This is a genomic window from Ornithinimicrobium cavernae (assembly GCF_003121625.1).
GTDB classification, from domain to species: Bacteria; Actinomycetota; Actinomycetes; order Actinomycetales; family Dermatophilaceae; genus Ornithinicoccus; species Ornithinicoccus cavernae.
Genome location: NZ_QDDJ01000011.1, coordinates 19,354 through 40,780, shown reverse-complemented (window position 1 = coordinate 40,780; position 21,427 = coordinate 19,354). Strand labels below are relative to the sequence as shown.

Here is a 21,427-nt window from a genome sequence, read left to right as displayed (position 1 = left end):
TCAGGTCACCAGAGGTAGGCGTCCCCACGCGGCGCGTGTCGCTCGAGGCCGGCATCCAGCGCCGCCAGGTCCTTGAGCGCCTCGGTCACCACGTCGGGGTCCTGCGAGCGCAGCTGCGCGACGAGCGCGGTGAGGCGTCCCGGCGGGATCCCGGCCGCCGCGGCTGCGCGCAGGTTCGCGGGGCTGGTCAGGTCCATGGCCAGGACGGCCCGAGCCTCCTGGTCCACCGAGGACTGGAAGCCCTGCGTGCTCGGCCCCGACGGGACGCCCGTGGCCGCCGCCGTGCCGGAGCCCGGCCAGAACGCGTCGGCATAGCCGATGTTGCCCGCGCGGTTCGGGTGGTAGGACTCCACGACCGGCCAGCTCAACCCGTTGACCCACTCCGCGTCGTCGCAGACGGCGTGCCCGGCGAAGGCACCCCGGGGGTCGACGTAGGTGTGCCCGGCGGCCGTGGTCTTCTGCTCCACGAGCGCGTCGAGCTCGTCGGTGGCGGCGTTGAGCTCAGCCATCTCCGAGGCGGAGAAGAACGTGGCCCAGTCACAGTCGTCGCCGTTGAAGAGCAGCGGGTAGCCACCGACCCGCACGTCGGCGTCCGGAGCACCGGCGCCGATGGCGGCCAGCACCGCGTCGTACCGGCCCGGCAGCTCGTGGACCAGGACCTCCCGGCCGTCCGCGATGGCCCCCTCGCAGTCGGACAGCCACCCCGGCAGGGCACACTCGGTGATCACGGCGGCGAAACCGACGTCGTTGCCTCCGATGGTCAGGGTGACCAGCGACGTCTCCGGACCGAGAGCGCTCACCTGCTCGGCCAGCACGTCCGCAGTGGTGGCGCCGCTGCAGGCCTGGTAGTCCAGCGCCAGACCCTGCGACTGCGCGATCAGCACGGGGTAGCCGTAGGGCGAGCGGTAGCAGGCGTCGGTCGAGGCGCGGGTGCCGGTGCCGGCGGAGAAGGAGTCTCCCAGGGCCACGTATGTCGTGTCGTCGGCCTGGGCGGGGACGGTGCCGGTGAGCACGAGGACGAGTCCTGCGGGAACGGCGGCGAGGGTGGTCAGCGGGCTGCGTCGGGTATCCACGCCGTGAGCATGGCGGTGCTGTGGCCCTCATCACAACCGGTGAGTAACAACCTTGGCCGGGCACTGGCCAAGTCTTTACGTGACCCTGCCCCTCGTCGCGGCTGCGACGCATCCGCGGCGAGGGACCTGGTCAGCGACCGGGCGTGTCAGCGGATCTGGCCGTCACCTTCCACGACCCACTTGGTCGTGGTCAGCTCGGGCAGGGCCATCGGACCGCGGGCATGCAGCTTCTGGGTCGAGATGCCGATCTCGGCGCCGAAGCCGAACTCGCCACCGTCGGTGAACCGGGTGGAGGCGTTGACCATGACCGCGGCCGCATCGACCTCACTGACCCACCGGCGGGCGGCCGCACGGTCCTCGGTGACGATCGCCTCCGTGTGGCCCGAGGTGTACTCCTGCACGTGGGCCAGGGCCCCGTCCAGGTCATCCACCACGGCGACACTCATCTCGAGCGCCAGGAACTCCGTGGCGAAGTGCTCGTCCGTGGCGGCGTCGTGCGCGATGCCCGCGGCGTCAGCGACCTCGCCCGCCCGCTCGTCGGTGTGCAGGACGACGCCCGCCCCGGCCAGCTCGGCCAGGGCCTTGGGCAGGAAGTCCGCCGCGACGTCCTGGTGCACCAGGAGGGACTCGGCCGCGTTGCAGACGCTCGGGCGGTGCGTCTTGGAGTTCATGGTGATGGCCAGGGCGGTGGTGAGGTCGGCCCCGGCGTCGACATAGACGTGGCAGTTGCCGACACCGGTCTCGATCACCGGGACGGTCGACTCCGTGACGACCGTCTGGATCAGGCTCGCCCCTCCGCGTGGGATGACTAGGTCGACCAGGCCGCGGGCGGTCATGAGGGCCCGGCCCGCGTCCCGACCACCCTCGCTGAGCAGGTTGACGGCGTCGGCCGGCAGGCCCTGCGCCGTCAGCGCCTCCCGGAGGGTCCCGACGAGCGCCTCGTTCGTGCGGCTCGCGGCGGACCCGCCGCGCAGGATCACGGCATTGCCGGACTTCAGCCCCAGACCAGCGGCGTCGACCGTGACATTGGGTCGGGCCTCGTAGATCATCCCGACCACACCCATCGGCACCCGGACCTGCCGGATGGTCAGGCCGTTGGCGAGCGTGGAGCCGCGGACGACCTCACCGACCGGGTCGGGGAGCGCTGCGACGTCCCGCAGCGCCTGCGCGACGGCCTGCACCCGCTCGGCCGTCAGAGTCAGGCGGTCGAGCAGCCCCTCGGCCATCCCGCCGGCACGTTCCCGCTCGAGGTCCTCGGCGTTGGCCGCAACCACCTGCGGCGCCGCCGACTCCAGGGCGTCGGCCAGAGCCTGGAGCGCGGCGTCCTTCTGACCGCGGGTCAGCAGCGCGAGCTCGCGGGACGCGACGCGGGCCCGGCGCGCGATGTCGTGGACGTAGTCGACGACCCGGGGGTCGATAGCCTCGGCGGGGGCAGCCATTCCGGTCTCCTACCTGTTCTTCCTCATGGTTCTCGTGCGTCCCCGGCTCCGTGTCGTCGGGAGCCTGACGCTCTGGGTCCGTGTCCTGGTCGTCACACCGCTGGCCCTACAGGACCACCAGGTCGTCGCGCCGGATCACGGTGCGCGGAGCGGGGCTGGACCCCCGGCTCCGGGCGCTGGCGGTCCCTGCGTCGAGCCTCCGGCCCACCACACGGGCCAGGTCGGTGGAGTCGTAGCCCACCAGCCCCCTGGCCACCACGTGGCCGTCCGGGTCACACAGGTCGACCGTGTCGCCGGTGTGGAACACGCCCTCGACCCGGGTCACACCGACCGGCAGGAGCGAGGTCTGCCGCTGCACGACGGCTTCCACCGCGCCGGCGTCCAGGACGAGACGTCCGTTGACGTTGCTGGCGTGCGCGAGCCACCTGCTGCGGGCCCGACGCTTGCGACCGGTGGGCGTGAAGATCGTCCCCACGTCGTCCCCGGCGAGGGCCTGCGCGGCCTGTTCCGCGGAGGTGAGCAGCACGGTGATGCCCTCGGCGGTGGCGAGCTGGGCCGCAGCGACCTTGGTGACCATGCCTCCGGTGCCGACGGCCGAGCCGGTGGCGGAGATATCCACGGCCGCGATCTGGTCCATCGAGGTGACCACCGGGATCCGGGAGGTGCCCGCCTGACGGGGGTGTCCGTCATACAGGGCATCGACATCGGTGAGCAGCACCAGCGCGTCGGCATCGATCAGGTGCGCCACCAGCGCGGCGAGCCGGTCGTTGTCGCCGAAGCGGATCTCGTCGGTCGCCACGGTGTCGTTCTCGTTGACGATCGGCACGATCTCCAGCTCGAGGAGCCTCTCCAGCGTGCGGCTGGCGTTGACGTAGTGCGAGCGGCGGTGCATGTCATCGGCGGTGAGCAGCACCTGGCCGGTGTGCAGACCGTGCAGCTGGAAGGCGTGGGTGTAGGCGGCCACCAGGCCCCCCTGCCCGGCGCTGGCCGCGGCCTGCTGGGTGGCCAGGTCCTTGGGTCGCTTGGTGAGTCCGAGCGGCGTCATGCCGGCGGCGATGGCCCCCGAGGAGACGAGCACCACCTGGTCACCGGCCAGCCAGCGCTTGGCGATCACCCCGGTGAGCGCCTGGAGCCGGTAGAGGTCGACGCCGCCCTGCGGTGCCGTGATCGAGGACGAGCCGATCTTCACGACGACGCGGCGGGCCTCCCTGATCGCGTCACGGGGTTCGGCCATGAAAGCATACTAATCCATTACTCTGTATGTTCATACATCGGGTGCCTCAGGGCGACCCACACGGACGGCCCAGCGCCCCTCCAGGACGGTCCTCACGGGCGCTCCCGTCACGGGCCCCTACTCGTCGTCCGGGTCGGTCCAGACACCCGAGCGGCGGTCCTCCTCCAGCTCGGCCCGGGCCCGGGCAGCCGCGTCCATCTTGCCGTGGAACGCCTCGCGCTTCTCGCTGCGCGTCGGGCGATGGCGGTCCTCGAGCCGGATGTCGGTGCCGCGCTGACCCAGCAGCTCGGCCCCCGCCGAGATCGTCGGCTGCCAGTCGAAGACGACGGCGTCGTCCTCCGGCCCGATGAGCACCGTGGAGCCCGCGACCGCGCCGGCACTGAGCAGCTCCTCCTCGACGCCGAGACGGTTGAGCCGCTCGGCCAGGTAGCCCACGGCCTCGTCGTTGCCGAAGTCGGTCTGCCGCACCCAGCGCGTGGGTCGGTCGCCGATGACCCGGAAGACCTCCCCGTCGGCAGTGGTCTCCCGGCGGACGTGGAACCCCGTGTCATCGATCGCCTTGGGCCGCACGACGACCCGTGGCGGCTCGAGGACGATGTGCTCGGACCGCGCCCGTGCCACGGCGGCGGCCAGCGCGAAGGTGAGCTGCCGCAGGCCGGTGTGGGCGACGGCGGACACGATGTGGACCTCCAGCCCGCGGGCCTCCAGGTCGGGCTTGACCATCTCGGCGAGCTCGCGGGCCTCGGGCACGTCGGCCTTGTTGAGCACCACCATGCGCACGCGGTCGGCCAGCGGCATCCCTCCCAGCGAGGCGTCCGGCACGTACTCAGCCAGCTCGTGCTCGATGACGTCCAGGTCCGTCAGCGGGTCCCGGCCCGGCTCGAGGGTCGCGCAGTCGATGACGTGCACCAGCACGTGGCAGCGCTCGACGTGCCGCAGGAAACGCAGTCCGAGCCCCCTGCCCTCCGAGGCGCCGGGGATGAGCCCCGGCACGTCGGCGACGGTGAAGCGCTCGCCACCGGCCGTCACCACGCCGAGGTTGGGCACGAGCGTGGTGAACGGGTAGTCGGCGATCTTCGGCCGCGCCGCGGACAGCACCGAGACCAGGCTGGACTTGCCCGCCGAGGGGAAGCCGATGAGGGCGACGTCGGCCAGCGTCTTCAGCTCCAGGACGACCTCCCGGGCCTCCCCCGGCTCGCCCTTCAGCGCAAAACCGGGTGCCTTGCGCCGCTGGCTGGCCAGCGCCTTGTTCCCGAGGCCGCCGCGGCCGCCGCGGGCCGCGACGTACTCGGCTCCGGCACCGACCAGGTCGGCCAGGACCTCACCGTCGCGGGTGCTGACCACCGTGCCGTCGGGCACCGCGAGCACGAGGTCGGCACCCTGGGCGCCGTTGCGCTCGTCCCCCTCCCCGGGGCGGCCGCTGGGGGCGCTGCGGTGGGGGCCGTGGTGGTACTCCAGCAGCGTGGTGACCTGGGGGTCCACGCGCAGGATGATGTCCCCACCGCGGCCGCCGTTGCCGCCGTCAGGGCCGCCGAGCGGCTTGAACTTCTCGCGGTGGATAGAGGCCACGCCGTGGCCCCCGTTGCCCGCGGCAAGGTGCAGTACGACGCGGTCGACGAAGGTGGCCATGGTTGATCCTCTCAGGGGCGGAGCCCCGGTGTGCCGGACAGCAGAACGCCGGTGGTTGCCCTCGGGCAACGCACCGGCGTCCGGAGTATGTCGTGTGCTCGCCTCAGGCGGGCTGGTCCGCGGTCTGTGCCGCAGTGACGATGTTGATGACCTTGCGGCCACCCTTGGCTCCGAACTCGACGGTGCCCGCGGTCAGCGCGAACAGCGTGTCGTCCTTGCCCCGGCCCACGCCCGCACCGGGGTGGAAGTGGGTGCCGCGCTGGCGGACGATGATCTCGCCGGCGCTGACGACCTGTCCGCCGAAGCGCTTGACGCCGAGACGCTGTGCGTTTGAGTCGCGACCGTTCTTGGTCGAGGACGCACCCTTCTTGGTTGCCATCTGTCAATCCTCCTGAAGGAAAGCTCGTCGCCGACGCTCAGGCGTCGATCGCGGTGATCTTGACCTGGGTCAGCGGCTGGCGGTGGCCCTGGCGCTTCTTGTACCCGGTCTTGTTCTTGTACTTCTGAATGATGATCTTCGGCCCCTTGGCGGCCTGGACCACCTCGGCGGTGACCTTGACCTTGGCCAGGGCGTCACCGTCGGTGGTGACGGTGGTGCCGTCGACAACCATCAGCGGAGTGAGCTCGACGGCATCGCCGGCCTCGCCGCTCACCTTGTCGATGATGAGGACGTCGCCGACGGAGACCTTCTCCTGGCGGCCGCCAGCGCGGACGATCGCGTACACGTTCAACTCACTTCCTGCAGATCCTGGTGGGGGTCGGATGATCCAGACCCGGGAGCGGGGCGACACACCCCGATAACGCCGACGCGGCGCACCGAGGAGATAGCGTACCCCGATCCCGGCTCCGGAGACAAACTCACTGGCTGTCGCCCGTGGCCGGCTCTGCCGTGGCGCTCGTGACCTCGGCCTCGCCGCCTCCGGGCGGACCGGCGGGGGCCACGACACGTCCACGACGTCGTCGCGGCCGCGGCGCGGACTGGGGGTCCGGTGCGCTCACCGGAGCCGTCTCCGGGTCCCGTGCTGCTGCGGCGGCGGGGATCGTCTCCGGCGTGTCCTGGGTCGGCCTCGGCGCCTCCGCCGGCGCTGCGGCGGCCGCGGTGGCACGGCCCCGGCTGCGGCCCCGTGACGTGCGGGCCGCTCCCGTCGCCGATGGCGCCGTCGCACCCTCAGCCGGCACGGTCGCTGGCGTCGTCCCTGCTGCCGTCGCTGCCCCTGGGGTGGCGACCTCAGCCTCTCGGGACCCGGCGGCAGTGGCCTCGGCCGGCGCGGTCTCTGCGGCCGGCGCGGTCTCTGCGGCCGGCACCGGCTCCGCCGGGGAGGTCGGTGACTGGGCCGGTTCGTCGGCAGCCTGCCCGGACCCGGCCATCGCCGCGGCATGGGCGGCTGCCGCGATCTGGGCAGGGGTGGGGCCGCCCGGCGCCGGTGTCGGGCGCGCGGGTGCGGCGTCACCGCCGGTGCCGGAGCGTCCGCGACCGCGTCGCCCACCTCCACCGGAGCCACCGTGGTTGTGACCGTTGCCGTCGGGCTTGTCGATCGGCTCGGAGTGGACCACGATGCCGCGCCCGTTGCAGTGGACACACGGCTCGGAGAAGACCTCGATCAGGCCGGCTCCGACCCGCTTGCGGGTCATCTGGACCAGCCCCAGGGAGGTGACCTCGGCGACCTGGTGCTTGGTCCGGTCGCGGCCCAGGCACTCCAGGAGACGCCGGACCACGAGGTCACGGTTGCTCTCCAGGACCATGTCGATGAAGTCGATGACGATGATGCCGCCGATGTCGCGCAGCCGCAGCTGGCGCACGATCTCCTCGGCCGCCTCGATGTTGTTCTTGGTGACCGTCTCCTCCAGGTTCCCGCCGGAGCCGACGAACTTCCCGGTGTTGACGTCGACGACCGTCATGGCCTCGGTCCGGTCGATGACCAGGGAGCCACCCGAAGGGAGCCACACCTTGCGGTCCATCGCCTTGGCCAGCGCCTCGGTCACCCGGTAGTGGGTGAACACGTCCGTGGTGCCGGTCCACTTCTCCAGGCGGTCGGCCAGGTCGGGGGCGACCCCGTTGAGGTAGTCGCTGACCTCGCTCCAGGCCTGCTCGCCGGCGACGACGACCTTGGCGAAGTCCTCGTTGAAGACGTCGCGGATGACCCGGACCGTCATGTCCGGCTCGCCGTGCAGCAGCGCGGGGGCGCTGGCACTCTTCTGCTTGCCCTGGATGCGGTCCCACATGCCGGTCAGGCGCTCGACGTCGGCCCGCAGCTCGGCCTCGCTGGCGCCCTCGGCGGCGGTGCGGACGATGACGCCGGCCCCCTCGGGGACGACCTCCCGGAGGATCTTCTTCAGCCTCGCCCGCTCGGTGTCTGGCAGCTTGCGCGAGATCCCCGTCATCGAGTTGCCCGGCACGAGCACGAGGTAGCGGCCGGGAAGGGAGACCTGTGAGGTCAGCCGGGCGCCCTTGTGGCCGATCGGGTCCTTGGTCACCTGTACCAGGACGGAGTCACCGGACTTCAGGGCGTTCTCGATGCGCTTGGGGGCGTTGCTCTCCAGCCCGGCGGCGTCCCAGTTGACCTCGCCGGCGTACAGCACGGCGTTGCGGCCCTTGCCGATGTCGACGAACGCGGCCTCCATGCTGGGCAGCACGTTCTGGACCCGGCCGAGGTAGACGTTGCCGACCATGGTGGTCTGGGTGGCGCGGGAGACATAGTGCTCGACCAGGACGCCGTCCTCCAGGACGCCGATCTGGGTGCGGTCCTCCAGGCCCCGCACGACCATGGTGCGCTCGACACTCTCGCGACGCGCCAGGAACTCGGCCTCGGTGATGATCGTGCGGCGCCGGCCCGCCTCGCGGCCCTCGCGCCGGCGCTGGCGCTTGGCCTCCAGCCGGGTGGATCCCCGGACGCCGGTGACCTCCTCGCGGGCCCGGCGGGACTCACGGGCCTCGCCGTCCTCGCCGCGGCGGTTGCTGCGCCGACGGCGACGCACGGTGCCGGTGGAGGAGTCGGTGTCCGCGCCGTTGTCGGCGTCCTCGGCGGAGTCCGACTCGTTCGCGGTCTCCGTTCCCCCGCCGGTGTCGCTGTCGTTGTCGCCCTGGTCCTCGCCGCTGCTGCCGCGTCCGCGGCGTCCCTTGCCGCCGCGCCGGCGCCTACGCCGCCCCTGCGCGTCGCTCTCGTCCGAGCCGTCGTCGGACTGCTCCTCCGGGGGTGCCCCGGCGGCCTCCTGCTCCTGGTCGTCGGCAGCGGTCGTCCGAGCCCTCTGGCTGCCTCCGTCGCCACCGCCGCTCTCGGGGCCGGTCTGGCCCGTGCCGCCCCGGCCGGTGCGGCGGCCGCGCTGGACCCGTGTGGCACCGCCCGTGCTGCTCGACTCGTCGGACTCCTCCGTGTCGCTGTCGGGAGCCTCCGCCGGGCGACGGCGCGCAGGACGGGCCTGGACAGCGCTGAGGTCGGGCGCCTGGAAGAGCATGCCGAAGGGGGACGGCGAGGTGGCCACCGCGCTCTCGTCCGCATCCTCCTCGTCAGTAACTGTCGCCCCCGTGTCCTGCTCCTGGGCGTCCTGCTCCTCGGCGGTCGCCTGGGTCTCCCGCTCCTCGCCGGCCGGAGGCGTGGGCGCCCCGGTGTCCTCCGCGCCACTGGCCTCGCCAGTCGCTGTCTCGTCCGAGGCGGGGGCACCGTCGTCGGCGGTCGTGCTGCTGGTGGCCGACCTCCGGGTGGCGGTCGTGCTGCTGGTGGCCGACCTCTGGGTCCTGCGGGCCGGGCGGCTGGACGTGCCGGTGGTCGCCGCGCTGCTGGCGGTCCGCCGTGCCGGGGACTTCTTCGCGGGCGCGGGCGGCTGGCCGTCCTCGACATGGGAGAACAGGGCGCCGTAGGCCGTCGCTCCCCCGGTCGCCGGTCCGTCTGCTGCTTCGCCGGGTGTGTCGGGGTTCTGGTCCATGGTGACCATGGCTTCCTCTCGTGGCTCGCAGGGAGTCCACACCGGACCCGGGGGCCCACTCCCGCGAGGCGCGGGTTGCGTCGTCTCGGGCAGGCGGTTGCCTGCCGGACGGAAGTCGTCCTGGTTACGCCGGGCGGCTCGCGCACTTCGCGCGTCACCGAGGCGGCGCCGACCAGATCCGTGCGCGACCGTGGCCGCTCACTCGCGTGCCGGCTCTTCGGGCCGCACAGCGGGAGATCGTGTCGGGTTGGGCGGCTGGTGTGGCCGGTCGCACAACCATGGCCACTATCTCACACGGACGCCCGATCCCCCGTTATGCCAGCGGGTCGAGCACGGCGTGGTCCTCTCCCAACGGCCCCTGCGCCAGTCGGGTGCTCGCCGGGCGCGGGAGGTCGAGTCCGCTCACCTCGCGCAGCGCCGCCCAGAGCTCTGCGGGTCGCACGGTCGGCGTCGTATGGCGCACGGTGAGCAGGAGCACTGCCTCGGGGGCCTCACCGGTCACCGGCTGGTCACTCACCTCCGCGACGAGCACCGGTCCGCGCACGTCGATGGCGCGCGGGCCCTGCTTCATCATCCGGGTGACCTCCACCGCGTCCCGGGCCAGGAACGGGTCCAGTGCCTGGCGCAGGCGCTCGACCGGCACACCGGGGAAGACCAGCTGCCAGCGGCTGGCCTCCAGGCGGTCGGCGAGCGCACCCGGCTCCGCCTCGCGGACCTCCACGATGTCGAGCCCGTCCGGGAGGGCCGCGCTCAGCACGGGCCCCACCCGGGCGGGGTCCACCACCCGGGAGACCGACAGCTCGACATACTCCGCCTCCGACGCGACCCCGGTCGGCGCGGCGTTGGCATAGCTGATCCGGGGGTGCGGATGGAACCCGGCGGAGTAGGCCATCGGGATCTCGGCGAGGCGCAGCGCCCGCTCGAGGGCCCGTTGGAAGTCTCGGCTGGACGTGAACCGCATCCGGCCGCGCTTGGCATAGCGGACGCGCAGCTTCTGCACCGCCGGGTCGGGTGCCGGTCCCTCGGGGACGCGCCGTGCTGCTGCCATGGCAGGCAGACTAACCACCGGCGGCGGGACCAGGTGTGGCGCATTGCATAGCCAGTGGCTCTTGGGCGCAACGGAGGCAAAGTCGTACAGTCGGCGCAACCCCAATGTTGCTGGCCGCACTCAACGAGGCGTTGCGACCGCTTCGAGACCGACCCCACCGATCACGGAGGTCCTCCCCAGTGCGTGTCCACAACTTCGCCGCCGGCCCCGCCGCACTCCCGCTCGAGGTGCTCGAGCGCGCCCAGTCCGAGCTCACCGACTTCAACGGTCTCGGCATGTCGGTGATGGAGATCAGTCACCGCAGCAAGGACTTCGTCGCCGTCGCCTCCGAGTCCGAGGCGCTGCTGCGCGAGCTGCTCGGCGTGCCGGACAACTACACGGTGCTCTTCCTGCAGGGCGGCGCCACCGGCCAGTTCGCCGCGATCCCGCTGAACCTCACCGCTGCCGGGGCGACCGTCGACTACATCAACACCGGCTCCTGGTCGAAGAAGGCGATCGCCGAGGCCGGGAAGTACGCGCAGGTCAACGTCATCGCCGACGAGACGGCCTCGAACTACTCCACCACCCCCGCCGCCGAGGACCTCGCGGTCAGCGAGGGCGCGGCCTACCTGCACTACACCGCCAACGAGACCATCGGTGGGGTCGAGTTCGGCTACGTGCCGGACTCGGGCGAGGTGCCGCTGGTGGCGGACTTCTCCTCGACGATCATGTCCCGGCCGCTGGATGTCTCGAGGTTCGGGCTGATCTATGCCGGCGCCCAGAAGAACCTCGGTCCGTCGGGGATCACCGTCGTCATCGTGCGCAACGACCTGGTGGGCTCGGCCCGTCCGGAGACGCCGTCGGTCCTGGACTACGCCGCCATGGCTGGTGCGGACTCCATGCTCAACACCCCGCCGACCTTCGGCTGGTACCTGCTCGGACTGAACCTGCAGTGGATCCGCGACAACGGCGGGCTGCCCGGCATGGCGGAGCGCAACGAGCGCAAGGCCAGCACCCTCTACGGGGCCATCGACGGGTCGGCCTTCTACTCCAACCCGGTCGAGCCCGCGTCCCGCTCCTGGATGAACGTCCCCTTCCTGCTGGCGGACCCCGGCCTGGACAAGGAGTTCCTCAGCCAGGCGGAGGCCGCGGGACTGACCAACCTGTCCGGGCACCGCTCCGTGGGCGGCATGCGCGCCAGCATCTACAACGCCACCTCCCAGGAGTCGGTCGACGCCCTGGTGTCCTTCCTCAAGGAGTTCGAGCGCACCCATGGCTGAGACCTTCCGCATCCAGACCCTCAACGCCATCTCGCCGCTGGGCCTGAACCGCCTCGACCGCGAACGGTTCGACCTCGGCACCGAGTTCACCGAGCCGCGGGCCATCCTGCTGCGCTCGGCAGACCTCCACTCCTACCAGGTGCCCCCGAGCCTGTATGCCGTGGCGCGGGCGGGTGCCGGGACCAACAACATCCCGGTGGACAAGCTCGCGGCCCTCGGCGTCCCGGTGTTCAACACCCCCGGCGCCAACGCCAACGCCGTCAAGGAGCTGGTGATCGCCGGCATGCTGCTGGCCGCCCGCAACCTCTACCACGCGGCCGACTACACCAAGGACCTCGTCGCCGAGCAGCACCTGTCCGGCAAGGACCTGGACAAGCAGGTGGAGGCCGGCAAGAAGCAGTTCGCCGGGTTCGAGCTGCCGGGACGGACCCTGGGCGTCATCGGTCTCGGAGCCATCGGCGTCCTGGTCGCCAACGCGGCGCAGAGCATGGGCATGAAGGTGCTCGGCTACGACCCGGCGATCACCATCGAGCGGGCCTGGCAGCTCTCCCCCTCGGTCGAGCAGGTCACGAGCGTGGAGGAGCTGTTCGCCCGCTCCGACTTCGTGACCCCGCACGTGCCGCTGGTCGAGGGCACCAGGGGCCTGGTCAGTGCGGAGCGGATCGCTGCCATGCCGGAGGGCGGTGTGGTGCTCAACTTCGCGCGCGGCGGCGTCGTCGACGAGGAGGCCGTGATCGCGGCCCTGGACTCGGGTCACCTGCACGCCTACGTGAACGACTTCCCCTCCGAGGCCGGGGCGGTTCACCCCAAGGTGATCGCCCTCCCCCACCTGGGGGCCTCCACGTCCGAGGCCGAGGACAACTGCGCCGTGATGGCGGTGGACCAGCTCTCGGACTTCCTGCTGCACGGCAACATCCGCAACTCGGTGAACTTCCCCGAGGTGGTCATGTCCCGCACACCGGGCACGACGCGGCTCGGCATCTTCAACGAGAACAAGCCGAACATGATCGGCCAGATCACCGCCGTGCTGGGTGAGGCCGGACTCAACGTCAGCGAGTTCACCAACAAGGCGCGCGGCGAGTACGCCTACACGCTGGTGGACGTCGAGGGCGAGATCGGCAGCGACCTCAAGGAGCAGATCCTGGCGATCGACGGGATCATCCGCGCCCGCAGGATCGAGGGCTGAAACCGGCTGCGCGCGCTGCTTCCGGGCGCTAGTCTGCCCGGATGAGGTTTCCGTCCGGCGAGAGTTGAGCCCGGTCCGTGCCGGAGCCGGCTCAGGCCGGTGTCGGTGCCCTGGCCCGACGGGTCATCCTCTTCCGTGGCTCGCGTGAGGCGGTCCCGCTCTTCGCGCTCTATGCCCTGCTGTTTGCCGACCACGGCCTGAGCACGGCACAGATCGGTCTGCTGCTGGCGGTCTGGTCGGTGAGCAGCTTCGTCCTGGAGGTGCCGTCCGGCAGCTGGGCCGACCTGGTCGACCGCCGTCGACTGCTCGTCGCCTCGGGGCTGGTCTACGCGGGCGGCTTCGCCACCTGGCTGGTCTGGCCGTCCTACCCCGGGTTCCTGACCGGCTTCGTGCTGTGGTCGCTCTCCTCGGCGCTGATGTCGGGCACGTTCGAGGCCTACCTGTTCGACGAGCTGACCGCTGCCGGTCGCCCCGACCTCTACGGCCCCCTGAGGTCTCGCGCCGAGAGTCTGGCGGTCCTGGTCATGGCCGCCTCGATCGGCGTCGCCGGCCCCCTGTATGCCGTGGGGGGCTACCCGTTGGTGGGCTGGGTCTCGGTCGGGCTGGCCCTGCTGCATACCTCGGCTGCGGTCGCCCTGCCCAGGGTGACCGCCCGCAGGGCGACGGCGGAGGTGCCGGCCGAGGGCCCGGCATCCGTGCGGTCCTGGCTCCGCACGGTGCGCACCGGTGCGGCCGAGGCGGGACGCAGCCGGTCGGTGCGAGCGGTGCTGCTGGCCTACGGCTCGGTCGTCGCCCTCGTCGGCTTCGACGAGTTCTTCCCCCTGGTCCTCGAGGAGGGCGGCGCACCGGTCAGGACCATCGCCGGCGTCCTGGCCGGTATCTCGCTCCTGCAGGCGGCCGGCACCTGGGCGGCCGGTCGCGTGGCGCGGCTGACCGGCACCGCCCACGCCGCGCTGGTGGCCGTGGGTGGCCTGTTGCTGGCCGCCGGCGTCTGGTGGACCGGGCCGGTCTCCTACGCGGCGCTCGCCGTGGGCTACGCGTTGACCTCGGCGGCCTACGTGGCAGGCGACGTCCGGCTGCAGCACGCGATCACCGGGGACGCCCGGGCCACCACGACCTCGGTCGCCGGTGTGGTCGCCGAGCTGGGCTTCCTGCTGACCCTCGGGGTGGTCGCGCTCGCCACCCTGCGGTTCGACCTCGCCCCGGTCTCGGCGCTGGCGGCCCTGTGCCTGACCGTCCCGGCGGCCATCGCCGCCTACCGTGCGCCCGGGGCCTAGACGACCGTCAGCGGCAGCAGCTTCTTGCCGGTCGGGCCGATCTGGATCTCGGTGTTCATCTGGGGGCAGACGCCGCAGTCGAAGCACGGTGTCCAACGGCAGTCGTCGACCTCACGTTCGTCGAGGGCGTCCTGCCAGTCGTCCCAGAGCCACTCCTTGTCCAGGCCGGAGTCGATGTGGTCCCAGGGCAGCACCTCGGTCTCACCGCGCTCGCGGGTGGTGTACCACGCCACGTCCAGGCCGTGGTCCGTGAGCGCCTGCTCGGCAGCAGCCATCCAGCGCTCGTACGAGAAGTGCTCGCTCCAGCCGTCGAACCGGCTCCCAGCACGCCAGACCTCCTCGATGACGCCGCCGACGCGACGGTCGCCGCGCGACAGCAGCCCCTCGACGATGCCCGGCTGCCCGTCGTGGTAGCGGAAGCCGATGGCCGACCCGTAGCGGCGGTCCGCACGGATCGCCTCGCGGAGCCGGGCGAGCCGGGCGTCGGTCTCCTCCGCACCCAGCTGGGCCGCCCACTGGAACGGGGTGTGCGGCTTGGGGACGAACCCACCGATCGAGACGGTGCACCGGATGTCCTTGCGACCGCTGACCTGCCGGCCGGTGTCGATGACCTTCTTGGCCAGCTCGGCGATCTCCAGGACGTCCTCGTCGGTCTCGGTCGGGAGACCGCACATGAAGTAGAGCTTCACCTGCCGCCAGCCCGCGCCGTAGGCCGCGGCGACGGTGCGGATCAGGTCCTCCTCACTGACCATCTTGTTGATCACCTTGCGCAGCCGCTCGCTGCCACCCTCCGGCGCGAAGGTCAGCCCCGAGCGGCGGCCGTTGCGGGTCAGCTCGTTGGCCAGCTCGATGTTGAAGGCGTCGACCCGGGTCGAGGGCAGCGACAGGGAGGTGTTGGTGCCCTCGTAGCGGTCGGCCAGCCCCTTGGCGACGTCGGCGATCTCGCTGTGGTCGGCCGAGGACAGCGACAGGAGCCCGACCTCCTCGTAGCCGGTCGCGTCGAGCCCCTGCTGGACCATCGCGCCGATGCCCTCGATCGACCGCTCGCGGACGGGTCGGGTGATCATGCCCGCCTGGCAGAACCGGCAGCCGCGGGTGCAGCCGCGGAAGATCTCCACGCTCATCCGTTCGTGCACCGACTCCGTCACCGGCACGAGCGGGGTCTTCGGGTAGGGCCAGGAGTCCAGGTCCATCACAGTGTGCTTGGAGACCCGCCAGGGGATGCCCGGACGGTTGGGCACCACGCGCTGGATGCGCCCGTCGGGCAGGTAGTCGACGTCGTAGAAGGCCGGCACGTAGACCCCACCGGTGCGGGCCAGGCGCAGCAACAGCTCCTCCCGCCCCCCGGGGCAGCCCTCGGTCTTCCAGCCTCCGATGATCGCGGTCGCGGCGAGCACCGCCTCCTCGCCGTCCCCCACGATGGCGGCGTCCAGGAAGTCGGCGACGGGCTCGGGGTTGAACGCCGCGTGGCCACCGGCGATGACGATCGGGTGCTCGTCCGTGCGGTCGGCAGCGTGCAGCGGGATCCCGGCCAGGTCCAGGGCAGTGAGCATGTTCGTGTAGCCCAGCTCGGTGGAGAAGGACAGCCCGAGGACGTCGAAGTCACTGACCGCCCGGTGGCCGTCGACCGTGAACTGCGGCACCCCCTCGGCGCGCATCAGCTCCTCCAGGTCGGGCCACACCGAGTAGGTCCGCTCGGCCAGCGCCGTCGGCTGCTCGTTGAGCACCTCGTAGAGGATCATGACGCCCTGGTTGGGCAGACCGACCTCGTAGGCGTCGGGGTACATCAGCGCCCACCGGACCGTGAGCTCCTGGCCGTCCGGTCCGTGCCCTGCCACGTGCCAGTCCTTGACGCGGGAGTTCAGCTCACCCCCGACATACTGGACCGGCTTGCTGACCTGCTCGAGCAACGGCTCGAGGGCGGGGAAGATGCTGTCGCCGGGCTGGTGCACACGGGCCTGGTCGGTGGCAGTCATGGCTCCAAGGGTATGCCGAGTGCTGGGGTCCGGGTGTCCCTCACCCGGTCGTGCGGGCCTGGAACTCGCGGAACCGGTGCCCGCCGGTCTCGTGGTCGTGGTAGTGCATCGCGGCCATTGCGACGTCCTCGAACGATGGCGAGTCGGCCGGGCGCGAGTAGGCCAGGTCGTTCGTGGCCCAGCTGAACATCCGCTCCAGCAGCGGCGCCTTCCCCTGCGGCAGCTTCGCGCGGGCCGGCGGGTGCAGGTCGAAGCGCAGGATCTGTGAGCGCCCCAGCCCGGCCCCGCGGGAGAGCACGCTCAGGTCCTGGACGTCCGTCCACGGCACCCACAGGTGCTGCGTCTTGTGCAGCACCCGGAACTGCTGGCGCTGCAGGATCAGGGCCGGCTCGGCCTGCAGGTAGGTGCTGCGCTGCCAGCGCAGGCTCAGCGCGCCCAGGCCCACGCCGAGCAGGCCGCCGAGCACGGCACCGATCCGGTAGCCGGTGTCGTCACCGAGCAGCGCGACCGCCAGGCAGACGAGGGCGATCACGCCCAGCGCCACCCCGGTGAGGAGGAAGCGGCGCTGGTAGCGTGCCCGGTCGGGCCGCACGACGATCTCGTCGGGCAGGGCGAGGGCAGGATGAGTCGAAGGTGTCCCCATGGACCCCAGTATTCCGCACGCACCCGCCCCCTGTGCCCTACTCTGCGGACATGACACCTGCCCGCTTCTGGCACACGGTGACCCTGATGGTCGTGGCGGGAGCACTCGTCCTGCAGACGGCCCTGGTCGTCTCCGGAGCGTCGGTCCTCGATGAGACCGCTGCGCCCGCGCTGGGCACCCGGCTGTTCCAGATGGTCTGCTACTTCACCATCCAGTCCAACCTCCTGGTCGTGGTCGCGGCAGTTGGTCTGGTCGCCGATGCGCGGCGCGACGGGCCGGTATGGCGCGTGCTGCGGGCCGATGCCGTGCTCGGCATCACCCTCACCGGGCTGGTCCACTTCGTCCTGCTGCGGCCCCTGCTGGACCTCACCGGCTGGTCCGCGGTGGCCGACACCGGTCTGCACCTGGTGTCACCGGCCCTGGTGGTCATCGGCTGGTTGCTGTTCGGCCCCAGACCACGGCTGGACGTCCACACCGTCTGGTGGTCGCTGGCCTGGCCCGTCGCCTGGCTGGTGGTCACCCTGGGCCTCGGCGAGGTCCGCGGCTGGTACCCGTACCCGTTCCTGGACGTCGGGCTGCACGGTTACCCGCAGGTGCTGCTCACGTGCGCCGGTGTGACGGCCCTGTTCCTGGCCCTGGTCGGGGTGGTGCGGGTGGCCGAGCGGTTCCTGCCGGCCGCACCACGGGACACCTCGGCCAGCCACGACGCACCGGCGACTCAGTCCGTGTAGAGCGCGTCCAGCTGGTCGGCGTACTTCTTCGTGACGACGCGCCGCTTCAGCTTCATGCTGGGTGTGAGGTCGCCCTCCTCGATGGTCAGGTCGTGGTCGAGGATGACGAACTGCTTGACCTGCTCCCAGCGGTTGAGCTGCATGTTGAGCTCGTCGATATAGCCCTGCACCATCTCGCGGCAGGCCGGGGAGGTGACGATCTCGGCATACTCCTTGCCACCCAGTCCGTGCTGCTCGGCCCAGCCGGCGATGGCGTCCGGGTCGAGGGTGACGATGGCCGACACGAACTTGCGCCCGTCCCCCTCGACGACCAGCTGGCTGGCGTAGGGGCAGACCCCCTTGAACATCGACTCGATGACCGAGGGCGCGACGTACTTGCCGCCCGAGGTCTTGAACAGGTCCTTCTTGCGGTCGGTGATGCTGAGGAACCCGCGCTCGTCGACCTCACCGATGTCACCGGTGTGGAACCAGCCGTCGGCGTCGAGTGCCTCCGCCGTGGCGTCCTCGAGCCCGTGGTAGCCGCTGGTGACGCCCGGCCCACGCAGCAGGACCTCGCCGTCGGCGGCGATCTTGACGTCGGTGCCGGGTAGAGCCCAGCCGACGCTGCCGAACTTGTAGCCACCGGCGTGGGGGCGGTTGACGAACGAGGCGGCGCTGGTCTCGGTGAGTCCGTAGCCCTCGATGATCCGCAGGCCGACGGCGTCGAACCACTCGGCGACGTCGCGGTTGAGCGCCGCGGAGCCGGAGATGAAGAAGCGGACCCGGCCGCCGAAACGCTCCTGGACCTTCTTGAGCACCAGGGCGTCGGCCACCTTGTGCTGCACCGCGAGGACACCCGAGGGCTCCTTGCCCTGCTGGCGCACCGCGCTGACCCTGCGGCCGACACCGGTGGCCCACTGGAAGAGCTTCTCCTTGACGCCGCCCTCCTCGGCCATCATCATCGTGATCCGCCCGTAGGCCTTCTCGAAGATGCGCGGCGCGGCCCCCATGAAGGTCGGCCGCACGATGCCGACGTTCTCGACGATCTTGTCGACGCGGCCGTCCACGGCGGTCGGGAAGCCGATCTGCAGCGGCAGCACCAGCAGCACCTTGCCGAAGACGTGGGCCAGGGGCAGCCAGAGGTACTGGAGGTCGTCCGGGCTCAGGATGTTGATCGAGTCGACGGACGCCGCCTCGTAGGTCCACGCCGAGTGCGGCAACCGGACTCCCTTGGGACGACCGGTCGTGCCCGAGGTGTAGATGATCGTGGCCAGGTGGTCGGGAGTGAGCTGGTCGATCCGGTCGTTGACCAGGTCGGGCTCCGCTGCGAGACGTGCCTGGCCCCGCTCCTCCAGGTCCGACAGGGAGATCACCCAGTCGCCGTCGCCCTCGCCGTCGATGACCACGACCCGGGAGACCTCCGGCATGTCGGGGCGGTTCTCGCGCAGCTTGGCGACCTGGACGTCGTCCTCGGCGATGACCACCTTGCTGCCCGAGTCGGCGACGATGTAGGCGACGTCCGCGGACAGCGTCGTGGGGTAGATCGTGGTCGTCGCGGCCCCGGCCGACATCACCGCGAGGTCGGCCAGGACCCACTCCAGCCGCGTGGCCGAGCAGAGCGCCACCCGCTCCTCGGGAGCGACGCCGAGATCAACCAGCCCGGCGGCCAACGCGTTGGCCCGGGTGGCGGTCTCCGCCCAGGTGAGCGACTCCCACGACTCGCCCACGGGGTAACGGAAGGCCTCCGCGTCAGGGGTCCTGGCCACCCGGTCGCGGAACAGGTGCCCCACACTGGCGGCGCGATCGTCGATCGTTGCCTGGTCAAAAGCTTCGTCACGGGCGGACAGTGCCATTCCTCGTCCTTCGTCGGGCGGGTGTAGGCCACCGATCTTGTCAGGTCCGGCCGCGTTTTGGGTAGAGCCGCGCGCTCTCCCGCGAGACCAGCGTCGCGCTCACCCCGCGACCGGGGAACGTCTCGAGCGGCCGCTGGCACGCCGCCACCACGCCGACCGCCAGCCAGCACGCGAACATCGAGGACCCGCCGTAGGACAGGAACGGCAGCGGGAGCCCGGTGACCGGCATCAGCCCCAGGTTCATGCCGACGTTCTCGAAGGTCTGGAAGAGCAGCCAGCAGGCGACGCCCACCGCGACGAGCCGGGCGAACGGGTCCTCGGTGCGCAGCGCGACCCAGAGTGCGCGCGCCACCACGAACAGCAGCAGCCCCAGGATGCCCAGGCTGCCGACCAGGCCAAGCTCCTCCCCCGCGATGGAGAAGACGAAGTCGGTGTGCTGGAAGGGGATGAACCCACCCTGGGTCTGGGTCCCCTGCCCCAGCCCGGCGCCGTCCCACCCTCCCGAGCCGATCGCGAGGCGCGCCTGCCTGGTCTGGTAGCCGATGCCCTCCGGGTCCCGGGTCTGGTCCATGAACGCCAGGAGCCGGTCCAGCTGGTAGGGGTCCAGCAGGGGGATCCGGATCGCGGCCACCACGGCCAGGGCCGCACCGGCAACCGCGGCGAGGGTCCACCGCACTGCGGCACCGGAGGCGGCGACCACCCCGACGGTCAGGAAGCCCAGGACCAGGGCGGTGCCGAGGTCCGGTTGGAGCAGGATCAGCCCGATCGGTATGCCGGCCAGCACCCAGGCGGTGAGCACCTCCCGCCACGTGGGTGGCCGGGTGGTGTCCCTCCCCTCCGCGAGGATCATCGCCAGGCCGACGCAGAGCGCGATCTTGGACAGCTCGGCGGGCTGCAGCGAGAAGCCTCCGGGCAGGTGGATCCAGGAGCGGGAGCCGTTGATGCTCACGCCGAGCGGGCTGAGCACGAGCAGCAGCCCGAACAGGCCGCTGAGGTAGAGCCAGGGCGCGGCCGCCCGGATCCACCGGACGTCGCAGAGGAGCAGCAGCACGGCCATCGTGACGCCGATGCCGGTGTTGATCAGGTGCCGGACCGCCAGCGCGGGACCGACGTCCGCGTGCGTGCCGGACCAGACCAGCAGTGCGCCGACCAGGCTGAGCCCGAGCGCGGCGACATAGAGCCCCCAGTCGATCCGCCACCAGGCCATGGCGCTACCCGAACAGGATCGACCGGCTGACGTCGACGTCCTGGCCGATCCGGGTGAGCAGCTCGTCGACGGATCCGAACCGCACGTTGCCGCGCAGCCGCTCCACGAAGTCCACGCCGACCTGCTCGTGGTAGAGGTCGAGGTCGGTGCGGTCCAGCACGTGCGCCTCGACGGTCCTGACCAGCACGTCGTCGAAGGTCGGGTTGGTGCCGACCGAGATGGCCGCGGGCAGTCGTCGCTCGGCGTCGCCGGCCGGCAGGTCAAGGCGCTCCAGCCAGCCCGCATACACCCCGTCCGCCGGCACCAGACCGCCGGTCTCCTCCGCCAGGTTGGCCGTGGGGAACCCCAGCGCACGGCCGCGGTGGTGCCCGTGCACCACCTCACCGGTGACCCGGTGTGGCCGGCCCAGGATCTCGGCCGCCTCCGCCACGTTGCCCTCCGCGAGGAGCCGCCGCACGTGGGTGGAGGACCAGGTGCGCGCGCCGGCGGTCGTCTCCCCCACCGCCGCCAGCTCGACCACGTCGAAGCCGTAGCGCTGACCCAGCTCCCGCATGGTGTCGATGTTGCCGGAGTTGCGCACGCCGAACCGCGAGTCGGAGCCCAGCACGACGGCGCACGCGCCGAGTCCGTCGACGAAGACCTCCCGGACGAACTCCTCGGGCGTCATGGCCGCCAGCTGGTGACTGAACTCGAGGAGGAGGACGGCGTCGAGGCCGGTGCCGGCCATCAGTTCCAGGCGGTGCTCCAGGCCGGCGATCTGCTCGGGCGCACGCTCGGGGTGCAGCACCGCCAGGGGCGGGGGGTCGAAGGTCACGGCGACCGCGGCGGCGGTGCGCGCGTCGGCCTCCCGGACGACGGTCCCCAGCAGGGCACGGTGGCCACGGTGCACCCCGTCGAAGTTGCCGAGGGTCACGACGCTGGGTCCGAAGCCGGACGGGATCTCCTGCAGGTCGGTCCAGCGCAGCACGGGGT

17 protein-coding genes are annotated in these 21,427 nt (G+C 71.5%); 4 read left to right on the top strand and 13 right to left on the bottom strand.

Translation table 11 applies throughout. The features are described from left to right. Nucleotides 1-5 precede the first annotated feature (5 nt). From DA085_RS13405 to DA085_RS13370, 8 genes are all read right to left on the bottom strand, one after another. Nucleotides 6-1,073 (bottom strand): SGNH/GDSL hydrolase family protein, encoded by a 1,068-nt coding sequence (locus DA085_RS13405; protein ID WP_202619236.1) that lies wholly within the window; start codon nucleotides 1,071-1,073, stop codon nucleotides 6-8. Between the two features lie 146 nt (nucleotides 1,074-1,219). After that, complete coding sequence (locus tag DA085_RS13400) at nucleotides 1,220-2,512, bottom strand: glutamate-5-semialdehyde dehydrogenase (RefSeq protein WP_109473493.1); 1,293 nt, start codon at nucleotides 2,510-2,512, stop codon at nucleotides 1,220-1,222. 106 nt (nucleotides 2,513-2,618) lie between these two features. Further along, nucleotides 2,619-3,746, bottom strand: coding sequence for a glutamate 5-kinase (proB, locus tag DA085_RS13395; RefSeq protein WP_109473492.1), 1,128 nt, complete (start codon nucleotides 3,744-3,746; stop codon nucleotides 2,619-2,621). Nucleotides 3,747-3,863: 117 nt separating this feature from the next. Continuing rightward, entirely contained in the window at nucleotides 3,864-5,375 is a 1,512-nt protein-coding gene (gene obgE / locus DA085_RS13390; protein ID WP_109473491.1) for a GTPase ObgE, read from the bottom strand. Between the two features lie 103 nt (nucleotides 5,376-5,478). Beyond that, nucleotides 5,479-5,754, bottom strand: coding sequence for a 50S ribosomal protein L27 (gene rpmA / locus DA085_RS13385; protein WP_109473490.1), 276 nt, complete (start codon nucleotides 5,752-5,754; stop codon nucleotides 5,479-5,481). Between the two features lie 37 nt (nucleotides 5,755-5,791). After that, entirely contained in the window at nucleotides 5,792-6,100 is a 309-nt protein-coding gene (gene rplU, locus DA085_RS13380) for a 50S ribosomal protein L21 (protein ID WP_109473489.1), read from the bottom strand. Nucleotides 6,101-6,233: 133 nt separating this feature from the next. Further along, nucleotides 6,234-9,305: an Rne/Rng family ribonuclease gene (locus DA085_RS13375; RefSeq protein ID WP_237565501.1), complete on the bottom strand. Its 3,072-nt coding sequence runs from the start codon at nucleotides 9,303-9,305 to the stop codon at nucleotides 6,234-6,236. 304 nt (nucleotides 9,306-9,609) lie between these two features. After that, the gene (locus DA085_RS13370) at nucleotides 9,610-10,344 is read right to left on the bottom strand and encodes a TIGR03936 family radical SAM-associated protein (protein WP_109473488.1); all 735 of its coding nucleotides are present in this window, start codon (nucleotides 10,342-10,344) and stop codon (nucleotides 9,610-9,612) included. Nucleotides 10,345-10,523: 179 nt separating this feature from the next. Here DA085_RS13370 and serC point away from each other — a divergent pair, with 179 nt between their 5' ends. The 3 genes from serC to DA085_RS13355 all read left to right on the top strand — a co-directional run bounded on the left by serC (nucleotide 10,524) and on the right by DA085_RS13355 (nucleotide 14,066). Continuing rightward, on the top strand, nucleotides 10,524-11,603 hold the full coding sequence (gene serC, locus DA085_RS13365; protein WP_109473487.1) for a 3-phosphoserine/phosphohydroxythreonine transaminase: 1,080 nt from the start codon (nucleotides 10,524-10,526) through the stop codon (nucleotides 11,601-11,603). Then, nucleotides 11,596-12,789: a phosphoglycerate dehydrogenase gene (locus DA085_RS13360; RefSeq protein ID WP_109473486.1), complete on the top strand. Its 1,194-nt coding sequence runs from the start codon at nucleotides 11,596-11,598 to the stop codon at nucleotides 12,787-12,789. The genes serC and DA085_RS13360 overlap by 8 nt, the downstream gene beginning before the upstream one ends. Nucleotides 12,790-12,866: 77 nt before the next feature. After that, the gene (locus tag DA085_RS13355; protein WP_109473485.1) at nucleotides 12,867-14,066 is read left to right on the top strand and encodes an MFS transporter; all 1,200 of its coding nucleotides are present in this window, start codon (nucleotides 12,867-12,869) and stop codon (nucleotides 14,064-14,066) included. On the opposite strand, the gene DA085_RS13350 is transcribed toward DA085_RS13355, so the two are convergent. After that, on the bottom strand, nucleotides 14,063-16,042 hold the full coding sequence (locus tag DA085_RS13350; protein WP_109473484.1) for a TIGR03960 family B12-binding radical SAM protein: 1,980 nt from the start codon (nucleotides 16,040-16,042) through the stop codon (nucleotides 14,063-14,065). The two genes, DA085_RS13355 and DA085_RS13350, sit on opposite strands and share 4 nt — an antisense overlap. Nucleotides 16,043-16,082: 40 nt before the next feature. Further along, a complete protein-coding gene (locus DA085_RS13345) occupies nucleotides 16,083-16,685 on the bottom strand; it encodes a hypothetical protein (RefSeq protein ID WP_154402200.1) in 603 nt (200 codons plus the stop codon). Between the two features lie 50 nt (nucleotides 16,686-16,735). Between DA085_RS13345 and DA085_RS13340 the strand changes: the two genes are divergently transcribed. Next, nucleotides 16,736-17,416, top strand: a complete 681-nt coding sequence (locus tag DA085_RS13340) for a Pr6Pr family membrane protein (protein WP_154402199.1) — start codon at nucleotides 16,736-16,738, stop codon at nucleotides 17,414-17,416. On the opposite strand, the gene DA085_RS13335 is transcribed toward DA085_RS13340, so the two are convergent. Genes DA085_RS13335 through DA085_RS13325 form a run of 3 tightly spaced genes read right to left on the bottom strand, consistent with a single transcriptional unit; the run spans nucleotide 17,404 to nucleotide 21,422 of the window. Continuing rightward, nucleotides 17,404-19,248: an AMP-dependent synthetase/ligase gene (locus tag DA085_RS13335; RefSeq protein ID WP_109473481.1), complete on the bottom strand. Its 1,845-nt coding sequence runs from the start codon at nucleotides 19,246-19,248 to the stop codon at nucleotides 17,404-17,406. The two genes, DA085_RS13340 and DA085_RS13335, sit on opposite strands and share 13 nt — an antisense overlap. Nucleotides 19,249-19,288: 40 nt before the next feature. After that, on the bottom strand, nucleotides 19,289-20,455 hold the full coding sequence (gene rodA / locus DA085_RS13330) for a rod shape-determining protein RodA (RefSeq protein ID WP_109473480.1): 1,167 nt from the start codon (nucleotides 20,453-20,455) through the stop codon (nucleotides 19,289-19,291). A gap of 4 nt (nucleotides 20,456-20,459) precedes the next feature. Further along, the gene (locus DA085_RS13325; RefSeq protein ID WP_109473609.1) at nucleotides 20,460-21,422 is read right to left on the bottom strand and encodes a bifunctional riboflavin kinase/FAD synthetase; all 963 of its coding nucleotides are present in this window, start codon (nucleotides 21,420-21,422) and stop codon (nucleotides 20,460-20,462) included. Nucleotides 21,423-21,427 lie beyond the last annotated feature (5 nt).